Origin of the sequence: Scrofimicrobium canadense (genome assembly GCF_009696615.1) — a bacterium.
Taxonomy (GTDB): Bacteria; Actinomycetota; Actinomycetes; order Actinomycetales; family Actinomycetaceae; genus Scrofimicrobium; species Scrofimicrobium canadense.
The window spans coordinates 50,621-65,156 of record NZ_VULO01000015.1 but is presented as its reverse complement, the minus strand read 5'-3'; the positions used below and the strand labels follow the sequence as shown (position 1 = coordinate 65,156).

The following is a 14,536-nucleotide window of genomic DNA, read 5'->3' as shown; positions in this document are numbered from 1 at the left end:
GAGTTCTCAGCGCAGTCGCTGGTCGCGATGTTCTGCCACAGTCAGTTTTCCAAATTGGATCAATCACGAAAGTATGGACAGCGACCTTGGCCATGATGTTGGTCGACGAGGGACTTTTGACCTTAGAGTCGCGGGTAATCGATATTGTTCCCGACTTTCAGGTGACTGACGATCGCGCCTCCAGAAGAATCACCGTGAAAGATCTTCTCACACACGCTAATGGTCTACATGGCGACATTTTCACTGATAGGGGACGCGGTAACGACGCCCTAAAACTATATGTCACAAGTCAGGACCTGCGGCTGGCGCAACCATATGCAAAGCAGTCAGCCGTTCTTGCGGGTTTCTGCCCTGGAATGCCACCATGATTTCATCCGCTTCAGTGTCACTAGCGATAGCCCGAAGCTGTTGTCTGACCATGGTCTTGTCGCCAACGGCACTCACACGCATCATGTCGACAATCTGCTGTCCCTGCGCAGATGCCAAAATCTTGTCCAACTCGATATCTCCAAGGTCTTTGGTCTGAGCATTTCCTCTCAAAAGAAACTGTCGAACGCGGCGACGTAGCACCTCAGCTCGAATGACTTCAGCTGTCTCTTCGGTCTCGGCCGCTATAACATTCGCAGCAACAATCGCATAGGGCGCCTCCAAAGTATTTGACGGCTGAAAGTTCTCACGATAATGATTCAAAGCGTCATAGAGTGCGGCGGGAGCAAAATGGGATGCAAAAGCATAGGGAAGCCCCAGTTTTGCAGCAAGGTCAGCTCCAAAAAGTGACGATCCAAGAATGTAGAGGGGTGGGGCAGTTTCGGCTGCAGGAACTGCCCTAATACCAGGTATTGGTTGGTGCCCTTGGAGAAAGCCTTCTAACTCTTTGACATCCTGAGGGAAACGCTCAGATGCCTGAATATCACGTCGCAGGGCATGGACAGTTTTCATATCGGTTCCCGGCGCCCGTCCCAAGCCCAGATCGATCCTTCCGGGATGGAGCGCAGCTAACGTCCCAAACTGTTCAGCTATCACCAATGGGGAATGATTCGGGAGCATTATTCCTCCCGCACCAACGCGTATTCGTTTGGTCTTGCTGGCCACATGTTCTATCAAGACAGCGGTGGCAGACGAGGCGATTCCGGGAGCATTGTGATGTTCCGCGTACCAAATACGCTCGAACCCCCCGGCGTCTGCTGCTTGAGCAAACTTGCCAATAGACGCGAGGGCCTCTTCATAGGAAACGCCTTCATCAACAGGTGCCAAATCAAGTACGGATAATTTCATTCCCTCATCAGTTCCTTCCAGTTCACCCCACCCCTCAAGTGAGATGACGTCAATCTAGTCGCCTTTGGCTGCACAGTCTCTGTATCAGCCAGTGTTCTGTAGGCCAGCGGCCACTCCGCTCACGGTGAGAAGGAGAAGATCCTTCAGTTCAGGAGTATTTTGTCCCGTTCGCAATCCCTCTAAAGCTCTTAGCTGAATAAGGGAAAGAGCATCGACATACGGTGATCGTAGCTGCACTGCCCGTCCCAAGACGTATGTGCTTTCCAGTGGCCGAGAGTGTCCTGTTACTTTCAATACCCATTCACGTGTCAACCGCATCTCTTCAATGACGCTTTGGGCCAAATCTTTACGGTCCCCCAAAGCCAAATATCGTCTGGCGATATGTTCATCGGTTTTCGCCAAAGACATCTCGACATTGTCAATCATGGTGGTGAAAAGTGGCCAATCACGGTATGCCTCTTGCAACCAGGCAATGTCCCCAATAGCCGCCAGCGCAGATCCGAGCCCAAACCACCCCGTCAAGTTAATGCGTGCCTGTGTCCATGCGAAAACCCATGGGATGGCGCGCAAGTCCTCTAAAGAGTCCACCGAAAGACCGCGCTTTGCCGGTCGAGAGCCCAAGGAAAGCATTCCGATCTCTTCAAGTGGAGTAATGTGAGCAAACCATTGAGGGAAACCTCGCGCCTGCACCAATCCAAGAAACCGCTGCCGAGAGACGCTATCGAGCATATGTGCCATGGGGGCGAACTTCTGCGCTGCTTCATCATTGCGTTTTTCGATAGATGGTGCTCCAGCCATGAGCGTTGCGGCAGCCACCTGATTAATATGACGAGCCGCAATAGTTGGATCACCGTATCGAGCAAAAATCACTTCACCCTGTTCCGTCACTTTAAAACGGTCATTCACTGATAAGGGTGGCTGACTGAGAATCGCTCGATGCGCCGGTCCCCCACCTCGCCCAAGTGCTCCGCCCCGGCCATGAAACAATGTCAACGCAATATCCTGATCACGCGCCCACTGACTAATACGTTTTTGCGCATCATAAAGGGCTAGTGTTGCCGAAACCGGACCAACGTCCTTCGAAGAATCAGAATAGCCCAGCATCACCTCAAGGCGCCGCCCACGTTTTTCAAGAAGGTCCTGCACCTCAGAAATCGTAAGCATTTGCTCTAAGACTGCGACGCTGTTCTGAAGATCATCGAAAGTCTCAAAAAGAGGAATAACCTGCAGATCAGGTGGATTCCCATTGGTTGCAATCTGTGCGAGACGATAGACCGACTCTAGGTCCTTTGCTGACTGGGTAAATGACACAATGTAACGAGACGCTGCCCGTTCTCCGAAGCGGAGTTGGATCGCGCTAATGGCTCTCATGGTGTCCAGCACTTCTCTACTGCGTTCAGACAGCTCTGACCCATCACCGACGCGGTCAATTTCCTCCAGAGTCTCTCGATGAACCTGTGAGTGCTGTCTTACTTCAAGTTCAGCCAAGTGAAATCCGAAAGATTCTGCCTGCCACACCAGATGCTGCAAGTCTCCATATGCGTTTCGAGCATCCCCGGCCTGATCAAGTGACTGTTGGATAGTTGATAGGTCATCCAAAAAATCAGAGACATCCCCGTACGCCAAATCCGCGTCACGAAGCCTTGTCGCCTTCAGCCGCTCAGCCATGAATAGGAGGGCTTGCCGGTGAGGTTCATTGGGCGAACGATTTTCTATGCTCTCCATACGATCCACATCGAGGTCTCTTTGGCGCATCAGCATCGCTACCAGTAATTCTGATGGAGGTGTAAGAGCCGCTTCTATCGTTAGTTCGCGACCTAGTCTTCTTGTATGTTTTTCCAGCCCTAAGAGAATATGCTCTGCAGCGATCAATGCAGCATCACGGGTTATCCTCGAAGTGACGTTGGGGTTGCCATCCCTATCACCGCCAATCCATGACCCAAACTTCACAAATGCTGGCGTCATTGGTTTAGCAACACCTGACTGCCCTGGTTGCAGCGCCATGTCGATAGCCCGATACGTTTTAGGTAGTTGTTCGAATAGTGTCGAGTCAAAAATTCCCATGATGGTCCGAACCTCATCTAAAGGCGACGGGTCCTTGCTCCGAATCGGCGCGGTACGCCATAACACGTTGATCTGTGAGAGTAACTGAGCCTTTAAGTCGTCTTTCTCAATTTCACCTCCCCGAGGGTCATCCAGTTGGCCTAACAGATCAGAAATGCGGCGGATCGCGGATGAAACTGCGCGGCGTCTTGCCTCAGTTGGATGGGCAGTAAAAACAGGCCGAAACTCCAATTCCGCGAGTCTTCGTTGTGCCTCCGCTATCCCTACTTCTCGATTTAACTGGACAACTGCCTCCGCCACAGTTTTTGGCCCAGCCTGAACATCGCTTGAAACACTGTGATCCCGCTTTCTCAGCGAACGAACCCGATGGTATTCCTCTGCGGTATTGACCAAGTGGAAATAACATGTGAACGCTCTGGCAACTTCGGAGGCCCTTTTAACAGAGAAAGATTCAACCAAGGCCTGCGCATATTCCAGAGATGATTCATTGCCCTCATATGCTTCAATCGTTGCGGCTCTTAAGTCTTCCACGTCATCAAATAGCTGTTGTCCGCCAGCTTCAACCAAAACAGTTCCTAGCAGCTCGCCCAAGAGTCTCACGTCAGAGCGTAGAGCATCGGGCATTTCTGGGGCAGCAGTTTTGCGTGTTGAATCATGCATTGCAGCGCCTCTTTTCTCGTGTTTTCTGGACAGTATTTGGGTTCTCTCGCGACTCTTACCTCAACCAACTACTGAGAGCACCCACATGCTTCTAGGACCTCAATCCTAGTTCGTAGAGCTGACGTGATGACAGTCCATCCGTCACTGAGCCGCCATTCGTCAACGCCAACATAGCGATCTTTCGTTGTGACTATCGAGCGTCGATTATTTCTTCACGAACAACCTTTTGTGCGTTCTGGAACTCTAGTGTGGCTACTTCTAGGCGATCCTGAGCTCGACTCAAACGATATTGCGCCAAAGTCCGGACGGGGAATATATTCTGTTCATCCTCAGTTGCGACCACAATATAACTACTAGCGATGAGGATTACCTGCGCTGACAAGTTGAACCATAGTAGCAAGGCTATGAGAGCTGCGAAGGATGCCAAAAGCGGATTCGTCGTCGCACCTCGCACAAAAAGGCTGGAGAACTCTTGAAGAACTATAAGTCCAAAGCCACCATAGGCGGCGCCCACCCACAGGGCTTTTGCCGAAGTCTTCATTCCCGACAACAACCTGAATACGAGCGCTACTGCTGCTGTGTCGATCACAAAGATCACAATGACACTGACAATGCGAGTAGCCGTATTCACGGCCCCGCTTGACTCAGCACCTATCCACGATGCAATTGTCTCTATTCCAATCCCGCTGAATACGCTGAGCGCTGCGGCAAGACCAAGGAGGCTTCCAAAACCTAAGGCTACTAGTAGGTTTCGCACCATTAACCACAAGAAGAAGCCATCACCACTAGGCTTGTCAGCAATAATTCTTAGGGCTGTGCGCAGACTAGATACTGCTCCAATTGCTGCTCCAAGTAAGGGACTGTCCTGGGATCTGTGATGCTTCTATATGTGTCAAGCGACGTTTTTGGAGGGAGCAGTTTCCCTTGGGGCGGCTTGTCGAAGTTCCACACCGTGGTCTGCTTCCGATCCGCATACCAGGAGTGCTTGCCCTTGCCCAACCAGCCGAACAGGACCGGTTCGTGCTGCCACTGGTACGGGGACCTGCCAAGGACGAGGGAGTTCTTCACCCACACGCAACACCCAGACAAATGGAAGCCCGCGTCAACAAAGGCTCGACGGAAGTTCACGCCCTCGGTGTCCGCGTGGAACACATAAGCGCTGCCGCCCTTCTCCGTCGCCGCTGCCATTTGGGTGAAGGCTTTGAGGAGGAAATCGTAGAACGAATCCGCGCCCATCTTGTCGTTAGCGATCTTCAAACCATCGCTGGATTCGAAGGCCACGTTGTACGGAGGGTCGGTGAGGACGAGGTTGGCTTTCTTCCCTTCCATCAACGCTTGAACGTCCACTTCCTTGGTGGCGTCGCCGCAGACGAGGCGATGTTGTCCAACGGTCCAGATGTCGCCGCGCTCCACAAACGCCGCCTCTTCCAGCGCGGCGGTGAGATCAAACCCGTCATCCTCAACATCGCTGTCATCGAGGGAGCCAATCATCTGTTGAATCTCGTCATCATCGAAGCCGGTTAGTTCCGCGTCGAAGTCGGAGGCGTCCAGGTCGGCGATTAGGAGTGCGAGTTTGTCTTGGTCCCACTCACCGTTGATCTTGTTGAGAGCAACGTTCAGCGCCTTCTCCCGCGTCTCGTCTAACTCGACAACAACGCAGTCCACACTCTCGTAGCCGAGGGCTTTGAGTGCGTTGATTCTCTGGTGTCCGCCTACGACGCGGCCCGTGGTCTCATTCCAGATCACAGGTTCCGCATAGCCGAACTCGTCCAAGGACCGCTTGAGTTTGTCGAACTCCGGATCCCCGGGCTTCATTTCTTTGCGGGGGTTGTAGTCCGCTGGCGTGAGGTCACCAATCGGCAGTGTTTTGATCTGCAAGATGGTTCACCGCCTTCAATAGCTCGCGCGTGTACTTGAACTCCCGCTCCCACGCACCCCCATCACCGAAGTGACCGTAAGTCGAGTAGTGGGCAAAACCGGAGTGCCGCAAGTCAAGGAGGTCAACAATCGCGCCGGGGCGAAGCGGGAACACGGCTCTCGCAGCCCTGGTCAACAGCGCGTCGGCGTAGAGACCACTGCCCCCTGTGTCGACGCTGAACGCGACCGGGTCAGCCTTTCCAATCGCATACGAAATCGCGACCGTCGCTTCGTCCGCAAGGTCCGCAGCCACGATGGTCTTCGCGATCAGGCGCGCCACATACGCGGCGGAGCGGTCGACCTTGGAGGCGTCCTTACCGGAGAACGCGCCACCACCATGAGCGGCTAGACCCCCGTAGGTGTCCACGGCGAGCTTCCGGTCGGTCAGACCCGTGTCAGCAGTCGGCCCACCAATGGTGAACTTGCCCGAGGGATTGACCAGAATGTGTGCGTCCTCCGCGACGGGCAGGTGTGGCTCGCAGGCCGGTGCGATCACCAGGGTCTTCACCTCCCGGGCCAGTTCATCCAAGTCTTTGCCTTCGTCATGATGCACAGACACCACCACCGCACACACTTCCACCGGGCGCCCGGCGGAGTCGTAGGTGACGCTGACTTGGGCTTTGCCGTCGGACTTGATGCCCTTGATCAGTCCGTCTTTGCGGGCCTGGTCAAGGCGACGACAAATGTCATGCGCCAACACCAACGGCAGCGGCAGCATTTGTTCGGTTTCGTTGGTGGCATAGCCGTAGACGGTGCCTTGGTCGCCAGCACCCTGCAACACAAACACCGACTCATCCACCCGCCCGCGCCTCCAACGACGTAGTCACCCCGGCACTGATATCTGGGGACTGACGGCGCACACGCACACGAATGCGGAACAACATCGGCTCGTACCCGGCCTTGACCAGAGCGGCGCGCACCGACTCACGAATAGTGGGAAGGCAGGTCGAGGTGATCTCTCCGGCAACCGTGATCACCCGCCCAGCGGCCAGCACTTCGACAGCGACCCGAGCGCACTTGTCCTCCCACAAGATGTCATCAAGGACGCGGTCAGCAATCAAGTCACACAACTTGTCGGGATGACCAACACAGGTGGCCTCAGCAGTTCGGACAATCGGCATGGGGATGCTCCTTCTCTATACAGGGGTGGAATGCGAATGTGTGTGCGGGGCGGGCTGCATGCCTGCATCTGCGTTGGCGCGTCTGGCTTGGCTGCCGTTGCTTTTCTGGCGTGTGCGCCATAGCATGGGATTACGACAGTTGTAGAAGGAGGGATTCGTGGAGACACTGCCTGACGCCGAACTCGAAGTCATGAAGGCGCTGTGGGATAGTCCTAAAGGACCCCTGACTTCGCGTGAGATTGTGGATTCTCTCGCCGCTCACCGTGGCTGGAAGATTCAGACTGTCTCCACGTTCCTCACGCGACTTACCCAGCGGGGGTTCGTTTCGAGGCAGCAGGGTGGCCGGGAAATTGGCTACGTGCCGCTGGTGGGGCGGGCTGAGTATATGAATGAGGAAGTCCGGAGTTTCGCATCCAAACATGCCGGGTTCTCTTTGAGCGGGTTGGTTGCCGCGTTCGCGGAGCAAGGTGCGGTGTCAGAGCGCGACATCAGTGATCTTTCAGCTTGGATTGAGGAGCAAAGGGCGACCCAGCTGAGCACTCAGAACGAAAGTCGGGCGACCGGTCTTGGGGTTTCACATGCCAGCGCAGTTGGGGATGCGCATGGGTAGCACGGTTGCTGACCTGGCGTTTTGGGCTCTCGCGATGGCGGCGCTTACGACGCTGCTTCATGGTGTCACTCGCGCGCTGAACGGGCGCTATAAGGGAAATGTTTTGAGCCTTTGCTGGACCGTTGTTGCGCTCGCGTGGTTGATCCCGGTGCGCCCCCAGTCGTTCCCTGTTCTCTCCCGCGTGGTCGGCGTCCAGGTTGGGGCGACGGATTCGGGGGTCTCCTCGGCCACCACCAGCAGCGCTCGCGTGGCAGGCGCGGCAGCCCCCGCCGACACCCCCGCCGCGTGGGGCCACTGGGTGGCGTTGGTGCTTGGCATTTGGCTGCTCGGCGTCATCGTGAGCCTGCTCCGGATGATGGTTCAGCATTGGACGCTGAAAGCCCGCGTTGAGCGCGCACCCTCGCTACCTGTCACGGAAGCCCTGTTATCTCTGTTGCGCGTCGAATGTGGCCGCATGAACCTGCGCCGCCTTCCAACGGTGCTAGTGCTGCCCGGTCTGTCTTCGCCAGCGATCATGGGAATCGTCCGACCCACGCTGTTGATGCCCGAGGATGTGGCGTTCCATTCCCGTTTTATTGTTCGCCACGAGTTGGAGCATTTGCGGCGTCGGGACACTACCACTCGGTTGCTCCTCGGCGTCGCCCGGGCGCTCCAATGGTGGAATCCGCTAATGCACTTGTCGGTGCGGAACTCACTTGATGCGGCAGAGGTTGCCTGCGACCAAGGTGCGTTGGCGGATGCAGACAAGGCGCAGCGTTGCGACTATGCCCAGCTGCTGCTGCGGGCATCCATGGGGTCGGTGGCGGGGCGGTCGGCTCGACTACAGGCAGAGCCCTCGCTTTTGGCGCGCCGAGGTGCGCTGGCGGGGCGCGTCAAGGCCTCTGTGGGAACCGAGAAACACATGATCGGAACCGGGTTCTTGGCTCTCGTTGTAGTGCTTGTGTCAATGGTGGGGGTGCCGGTGGCGTTCGCTCAGGAGCCCTCGCAGACAACGCCCGAGGTGACCAGCCCAGTCATAGTTGATACGGAGGCTGTGCCTGCTCCGGACTCTTCTGTCTCTAAGGAAGCGCCCGCAGGATCCTCGACGGTCGATGACGCAGCGACGCGAGCAGAGGGGGAGGACGCTGCGGATTCAGCTTCGAATCCTACGCAGGTGTCCGAGGACGAGGGCCTTTCAAATCAGCAGCGTCACCAATATCAGCATGGGAACACCAGAAACCCCCTCCAGGGGAACACGGCTGAAGGTGCCGGCAACGCGCACGGGTCCCGCCACGGGTCCCACCACGGGTCCTCCTGACGAGAACTGGTTCTCAGAGAGGGGCAAAGTGGGGCCTGGGCATCGTCGATTCCGACCCCGATGCGCGTGCTGGACTGACCTGAAGCCAGAGAAAAGGAGCTTGCTTCGCGCACAAGAGGACCTCACACATCGGGGTAAGAGTTGGCACAGCGTGAGGGGCACCGTGGCGGCGCGTATCACGCTGTGCCAGTGCCTAACTGGCGATCCCTCTTCTAGCGGTGGCGTCCGTTGCCATTGCCGTTGCCGTTGTGTGAACCGTGGCCGGTGCCGTCTTGCAGGCCAGAGCCGTGGTGGGGGCCGGTGCCGTCTTGCAGGCCAGAGCCGTGGTGGGGGCCGGTGCCGTCTTGCAGGCCAGAGCCGTGGTGGGGGCCGGTGCCGTCTTGTAGTCCGTTCCCCAGGGGCTGGGCGTCGGGATCTGAGGCCAGTCGGGGGCAGTTTGCGCGCTGTGTAGCGGTGTCGGACGATGACGTGTCTACCGTCGCGTCCGTCGCAGAGTCGGTGCTCGTGGCGCATGGCCCGGTCCCGTCGCAGTTGGCGCCCGACCCACTGCCATCTCGACGAGGTCCAGTGCCGTCCTGCAACCCTGCACCATTACCTGCACCGACGCCATTTCCTTTGCTTGCGCCAGTGCCCGTGCCTACCCTATTACCCCGTTGAGACCCACTTCCATCTTGCAGTCCGGCACCTCTGTGGGGGCCTGTGCCGTCCTGTAAGCCGGTGCCCAGAGGCTCTGCGTCTGGATCTGCGGCTAGTCGGGGGCAATCCGCACGCTGTGTAGCGGTGCCGGTTGATGACGTGGCTGCCGCTGTGCTTGAGGTACTGGTGGTGTCCGAGTTGGCGGCGTTCGCGGTGGCCCCTATGCCAACTGCTCCACCTACCACCAGCAGCGCCGTGGCTGCCAAGGCTGCCGGTGTTCTTACTTTGCTTTTCCGGGTGCTCATGATTGTCCTGGTCCTTTCGAGTCGAGGCTCTGACACCCATCTGCGAGGCGGCCAGCCTCGAGACGGTACAGCTACAGCCGTTCTACGTCTGTAGTAAGTCAACCGTACTACAGACGTAGAACCTGACGCAAGGGACGTCAGCAACAGACTGGACGAGTTGGACACTAGGCATTAGGAGTGCTCCTTCGTTTGATTCAGGGAGGGAACATGAACGTGTGTCCGGGAGGGGCGCGGTGGCCCTATACACTGGGTTGATGGACTCCCCGCGCGTTAACGCGTTCAAAGAAAAGGACGTTGCTCCAACAGCGGTGCTCGAGCAAGCAGCACTTGGCAGCACTTACGACGCCTATGCGCAGACAATGAGCAACCTGGAGGCCGCTGGGTTGGAACTGGAGTGGGCGTTCTACCGCGACGGCGGGTGGCTCCAAAAGTGCTTGGACGGACGCAAGAACGTGGCATGGATATGCGTCAACGAGGGCGTTGCGACCGTCGCCTGCTACATTCCCACCCGCCACTGCGAGGAACTACTATCGCTGGATCTACCGACAACACTGCTCGACGAGGTTCGCGCCCTGGATGTGACTAAGAAGTCGCTGCCGGTGATCATTGAGCTGCGAAGCTCCGTGGGTGCCCGCGCGGCCAGTGAACTTGTCGCTTTCAAACGCGGCCTCAAATAATCCAGCCCGCGCTCACCGGTTAGCTGCGGGCTTGGAGAAGTTTCTCCATCAAGTCATCGCCCGGGGCACTGCCGGAGTAGTCGGTGGTGCAGGTGGCGCGCACGATCTCGTAGATCTCGTACCAGTACACGTTCGCCTGCTTACCAAAGGACTGCGACATGGCAACGAAGGGTGAGGCGATGGCCGCTCCCGTGGTTGGGTGCTTGCCGAGGAGTCCGAACTTGGAGATTGCTTCCTCGCATTGCACTTACCTCGCGAACGCTTGGGCGTAAGCCTCAATCAGGCGCTTCGAGACGAACTGGGTGCAGCCGCGTGCGTCCAACCAATCCCAAGTCTCGGTGTACACCAGGTCCGCGCCCAGCGGTTTGCCGTCACGCTGCTCCGCAGAAAGGTAGCCGGAAGGCTCTGGCATTGGTTCGCCCGCAAGGATCGCACCGTCCCCAACGTCTATGCCCTCAAAGTTGAACGGGTCAAGATCAGGAACGCTCATCCGTGTTGCCGGGCGGCCTGCTTGGGGCTTGTCATTCAGCGCATCGGGCTTCGCCCCTGCTCTGACGCGGCGTCCACCGCGATTGGTGCCGTCCTTTGCCACAAAATCGCCTCCTTCGGGTGCGTGTTACCCCGGTAAGAGGTCAAAAGAATGAGCGCCAGGGCGGCGTTCGGGTCAATACCTTGTTTGATTCGGAAACTTTGCGTACGGAGGGCCACCCCGCTGACGTGTGGGAGGGCCTGTAGAGATCCTGACCGCCCCACCCCTCCAGGGGAGGACTTGATTTCGGTCTCGCACGCTGGCGTGTCTTGCGTTTAGTACGAGTACACCTTTCCTCGCGTATCCCAGCGGTCTCCGTCTTTCGCGGATTGTCTAGAGTGGCACGGCTTGCATAGGGATCGCAGGTTCTCTGGGTCGGGTATGCCGCCGCGTGAGAGTGGGAGGATGTGGTGGACTTCCTGCACCGGCGTGAGTCTGCCATCTGCTTCGCAGTCCTCACAGAGTGGGTGCTCGGCAACGTAGGCCGCACGGATCTTCCGCCACGCATACCCATAGCGCTTGTTGATCTGCGGGTCGCGCTCAAACTTCCGGTAGCGCTCGTCGGCCGCGCGTTGATGGGCCTCGCAGTACGTGCCGTTGGTTAGCTTGGGGCAACCGGAGGTTTGGCAGCCGCGCTTGGGATACCTCGGCATGAATTTCGATCTCCGTCCAGGTGCGCGAAGGCCCCAAGAAGCCGGAGCCAGGGAGCTTCTTGGGGTCTTGCGAGGTTTCCTACTTTTCAACCACTTACAGACTCTCACGGGGGTATGTCAAAAAGCATCTGCCACCTAGGACACCTTTTGACGCCTGAGGGTTCACGCACCGTACAGGGCCTTAGCGAAGCGTTCTAATGCCCTGTTCTTCCGTCGGTACGCGCTGCTTCGCTCAACGTAAAAGTGGTCGCTTATCCTCTCGACGGCTTCTTCTTGGCTACCGTTTCCAAGGAAGAAAGTCTCGAGCACGAACCGCTCATCATCAGTGAGCCTCGCCCAAGCAGGCAGGAACCAATCCAGATACTCACGTGCTTGGCGTCTGCGTTCGCCAAGGAAGTCGATCTTATCCAAGGTCGCACAAACCCTGGCTTCACCAGCTTTCGGGTCATGCGCCCCTGGCATTCCATCCAAACGCGGACTTGCCGGGGCTTCGAGGTCGGCGCGAAGTTGCTCCCCCATCTCTTCGGCAGGCAGTTCCGCCAGGTTCTCCATCAACGCGAAGTCTTCCAAGGCGTTGATCGCTGCCTTCCGGGTGTCCAGATACTTCGTCATTACATGCATTACTTCTCCTCACTGAGTTGGGTCTTCACGGCATCGATCAGCCGCTCCTGCGTGGTATCCTTCCCCTCCAAAGCGGCAAGCACTGCCTCATCGAGCGTGTCTCTTACCGCTAGATGGGTGATGGTGACTGGCTGGTCTTGGCCCTGACGGAAAAGCCTGGCATTGGCTTGTTGGTAAAGCTCCAAAGACCAGGTCAGCGAAAACCAGACGAGCAGGTGACCGCCTGCTTGCAGGTTCAACCCGTGTCCGGCGCTTGCGGGGTGAATCAATGCCAGCGGGATCCGGCCAGCGTTCCAGTCAGCAATGTCCTGGCTGGTTTTCAACTCCCTGGCATGCGGGAAGCGCTCGCGGATCCGGCTCAGGTCATGCTTGAACCAGTACGCCACCAACAAGTTCTCACCGTTGGCGGCTTCCACCAAATCCTCGAGCGCGTCGAGCTTCCTGTCATGAACGGTGACATGGTTGCCGTCTGCTGTGCAAATGGCGCCAGAAGCCAGTTGTAAGAGTTTTCCAGGCAGGGCGGCAGCGTTGGCCGCATCAATCACATGGTCTTCGAGGGTGAGCACCATGTCCTTTTTCAGCCGCTCATACTTACGCGCCTCCGCCTCAGACATTTCCACCATTTGCGTCACCATGGTCAGGGGTGGCAAGGTCAGGTGGTCCGTGGTTTTCATAGAAACCGTCATGTCCGCTATCGCCTCGTAAATTTCTTCTTCTGCACCTTCTCTGGGCTTGTAGGTGAAGACCTGCATACCACCTCGCTTGTCCGGGGTGAACCACCGGTTCCGGTAGTGCGTGATGTACCGACCCAAACGCTCCCCGCCATCAAGGACACGGAACTGTGCCCAGAGATCCATCAACCCATTCGCTGCAGGCGTCCCGGTCAGTCCCACGATGCGGTTCAGGTGTGGGCGGACGCGGGTGAGTTCTTTGAACCGTTTCGCCCGCGGATTCTTGAACGACGACAACTCGTCAATCACCACCATGTCGAAGGGCCAAGCATCCCCGTAGTGGGCAACCAGCCAAGGGATGTTTTCCCGGTTGATCACCGTCACCATCGCACCAGTCGCCAAGGCCTCCAGCCGCTCTTTCTTGCTGCCGACAGCAACCGCCATGGTGAGGCCTTCCAGGTGGTCCCATTTCGCCAGTTCTGCGGGCCACGTGTCGCGGGCGACCCGCAATGGGGCTATGACGAGGACACGGGCGACGGTGAAGTAGTCGAGGATCAACTCCCAGATTGCGGTAAGCGAGATGACGCTCTTGCCCATGCCAAGCCCCAAGAAGATCGCCGCTTCCTTATGATCGAGAATGAACTCGGAGGCCTGCGCTTGGTAGTCATGCGCCGTGTACCTCATGATCCGACCCCCGGAAGACCGAAGAACTTATTTAGCCACGCATGGAGAGCAGCGTGTTCTGACTGGGTCAGGACCATGAGGTTGTCCGGGTGATTGTTTCGCTTGTTGCAGTCGATGTGATGGACGATTTCGCCGGGCTGTAGCGCTCGTCCGAGCTCTGCCTCAGCTACAACTCGGTGCTCGTACCGCCCGTAGATCTTCGCGTAAGACTTCCCCTCACCGCTGCCGAGATGGGCCTCCCGGAGTTTGGCCCGCGTGTTAGCGGTCATCCGAGTGGGGTTCAGCTTCCGGTTGAGTTCGCCCATCCAGGCGGATGCCTTTTCGACGTCATACATCTCCCCGTACCGCTCGGGGTTCCTGCTCTTTGAGCTGAAATGCCCCTGGCATTTGCGTGAACAAAAGTTGTGCTTCTTGATTCCTGACGGTGTGCGCTCCATCGTCAGGCCGCACCAGTCACATTCGATCTGATAGCGCATCAGTCACCTCCTCAATCCCATCCAGGCTGTCTAGGACGGTGACGTGGAAGCCTTGGTCGCGTAGTTGCTGGATCCTCAGGTTCTGGATGGGGCGTGGTTTTTCGCCCGGTGCTTTTACCTCAACGAACATGACGCGCCCGCCCACCATGCATATCCGGTCGGGCACCCCGGTGGTTCCCGGGCAGACTAGTTTCCAGCACAACCCACCCAGGGCTTCAATGCGGGCCTTCAAGACTGCTTCAATGTGTTGTTCCCTCAGCGGTTTTCCTCTCACGATTTTCTTGAAGGGTGACGACCGGTGACGACCGCTATAAGACTTTCCTTAAGGAGCAGAAAAACA

Annotated in this window: 14 protein-coding genes and 2 pseudogenes; 4 read left to right on the top strand and 12 right to left on the bottom strand. The window is 57.4% G+C overall.

All coding sequences use genetic code 11. From position 1 onward, the window contains the following. Positions 1-368: serine hydrolase domain-containing protein (locus FYJ24_RS11450; protein WP_154546504.1), on the top strand; the 368-nt coding region annotated here is incomplete at its 5' end. Here the strand turns inward: FYJ24_RS11450 and FYJ24_RS11445 are convergent. From FYJ24_RS11445 to metK, 5 genes and pseudogenes are all read right to left on the bottom strand, one after another. Then, positions 283-1,275 (bottom strand): LLM class flavin-dependent oxidoreductase, encoded by a 993-nt coding sequence (locus tag FYJ24_RS11445; RefSeq protein ID WP_154546502.1) that lies wholly within the window; start codon positions 1,273-1,275, stop codon positions 283-285. The two genes, FYJ24_RS11450 and FYJ24_RS11445, sit on opposite strands and share 86 nt — an antisense overlap. Before the next feature lie 84 nt (positions 1,276-1,359). Next, complete coding sequence (locus tag FYJ24_RS11440) at positions 1,360-3,999, bottom strand: phosphoenolpyruvate carboxylase (RefSeq protein ID WP_206192690.1); 2,640 nt, start codon at positions 3,997-3,999, stop codon at positions 1,360-1,362. A 190-nt stretch (positions 4,000-4,189) separates the two neighbouring features. After that, the gene (locus FYJ24_RS11435) at positions 4,190-4,801 is read right to left on the bottom strand and encodes a YhjD/YihY/BrkB family envelope integrity protein (RefSeq protein WP_318656683.1); all 612 of its coding nucleotides are present in this window, start codon (positions 4,799-4,801) and stop codon (positions 4,190-4,192) included. 5 nt (positions 4,802-4,806) lie between these two features. After that, a complete protein-coding gene (locus tag FYJ24_RS11430; protein WP_206192689.1) occupies positions 4,807-5,877 on the bottom strand; it encodes a site-specific DNA-methyltransferase in 1,071 nt (356 codons plus the stop codon). Then, positions 5,849-7,037, bottom strand: a pseudogene (gene metK / locus FYJ24_RS11425) (methionine adenosyltransferase). The gene FYJ24_RS11430 and the pseudogene metK overlap by 29 nt, the downstream one beginning before the upstream one ends. Before the next feature lie 157 nt (positions 7,038-7,194). On the opposite strand from metK, the gene FYJ24_RS11420 reads away from it, so the two are divergent. Together FYJ24_RS11420 and FYJ24_RS11415 are read left to right on the top strand one after the other, a co-directional pair. Further along, positions 7,195-7,647: a BlaI/MecI/CopY family transcriptional regulator gene (locus FYJ24_RS11420; protein WP_154546498.1), complete on the top strand. Its 453-nt coding sequence runs from the start codon at positions 7,195-7,197 to the stop codon at positions 7,645-7,647. Beyond that, positions 7,640-8,944 (top strand): M56 family metallopeptidase, encoded by a 1,305-nt coding sequence (locus FYJ24_RS11415; RefSeq protein ID WP_206192688.1) that lies wholly within the window; start codon positions 7,640-7,642, stop codon positions 8,942-8,944. The genes FYJ24_RS11420 and FYJ24_RS11415 overlap by 8 nt, the downstream gene beginning before the upstream one ends. Positions 8,945-9,156: 212 nt before the next feature. Here the strand turns inward: FYJ24_RS11415 and FYJ24_RS13240 are convergent, their stop codons facing one another. Continuing rightward, positions 9,157-9,885, bottom strand: coding sequence for a hypothetical protein (locus FYJ24_RS13240; protein WP_263970238.1), 729 nt, complete (start codon positions 9,883-9,885; stop codon positions 9,157-9,159). A gap of 254 nt (positions 9,886-10,139) precedes the next feature. Here FYJ24_RS13240 and FYJ24_RS11400 point away from each other — a divergent pair, with 254 nt between their 5' ends. Beyond that, the gene (locus FYJ24_RS11400; protein WP_154546492.1) at positions 10,140-10,562 is read left to right on the top strand and encodes a DUF3788 family protein; all 423 of its coding nucleotides are present in this window, start codon (positions 10,140-10,142) and stop codon (positions 10,560-10,562) included. Between the two features lie 19 nt (positions 10,563-10,581). On the opposite strand, the pseudogene FYJ24_RS11395 reads toward FYJ24_RS11400, so the two are convergent. From FYJ24_RS11395 to FYJ24_RS11370, 6 genes and pseudogenes are all read right to left on the bottom strand, one after another. Beyond that, positions 10,582-11,154: pseudogene (locus FYJ24_RS11395) on the bottom strand (terminase). A 212-nt stretch (positions 11,155-11,366) separates the two neighbouring features. Further along, entirely contained in the window at positions 11,367-11,744 is a 378-nt protein-coding gene (locus tag FYJ24_RS11390) for an HNH endonuclease (protein ID WP_154546490.1), read from the bottom strand. 162 nt (positions 11,745-11,906) lie between these two features. Further along, complete coding sequence (locus FYJ24_RS11385; RefSeq protein ID WP_225872145.1) at positions 11,907-12,356, bottom strand: hypothetical protein; 450 nt, start codon at positions 12,354-12,356, stop codon at positions 11,907-11,909. Between the two features lie 8 nt (positions 12,357-12,364). Beyond that, complete coding sequence (locus FYJ24_RS11380) at positions 12,365-13,720, bottom strand: DEAD/DEAH box helicase (protein ID WP_154546486.1); 1,356 nt, start codon at positions 13,718-13,720, stop codon at positions 12,365-12,367. Further along, the gene (locus FYJ24_RS11375; protein WP_154546484.1) at positions 13,717-14,196 is read right to left on the bottom strand and encodes an HNH endonuclease signature motif containing protein; all 480 of its coding nucleotides are present in this window, start codon (positions 14,194-14,196) and stop codon (positions 13,717-13,719) included. The genes FYJ24_RS11380 and FYJ24_RS11375 overlap by 4 nt, the downstream gene beginning before the upstream one ends. Next, positions 14,174-14,470: a VRR-NUC domain-containing protein gene (locus tag FYJ24_RS11370; RefSeq protein ID WP_450097632.1), complete on the bottom strand. Its 297-nt coding sequence runs from the start codon at positions 14,468-14,470 to the stop codon at positions 14,174-14,176. The genes FYJ24_RS11375 and FYJ24_RS11370 overlap by 23 nt, the downstream gene beginning before the upstream one ends. Positions 14,471-14,536: the final 66 nt, after the last annotated feature.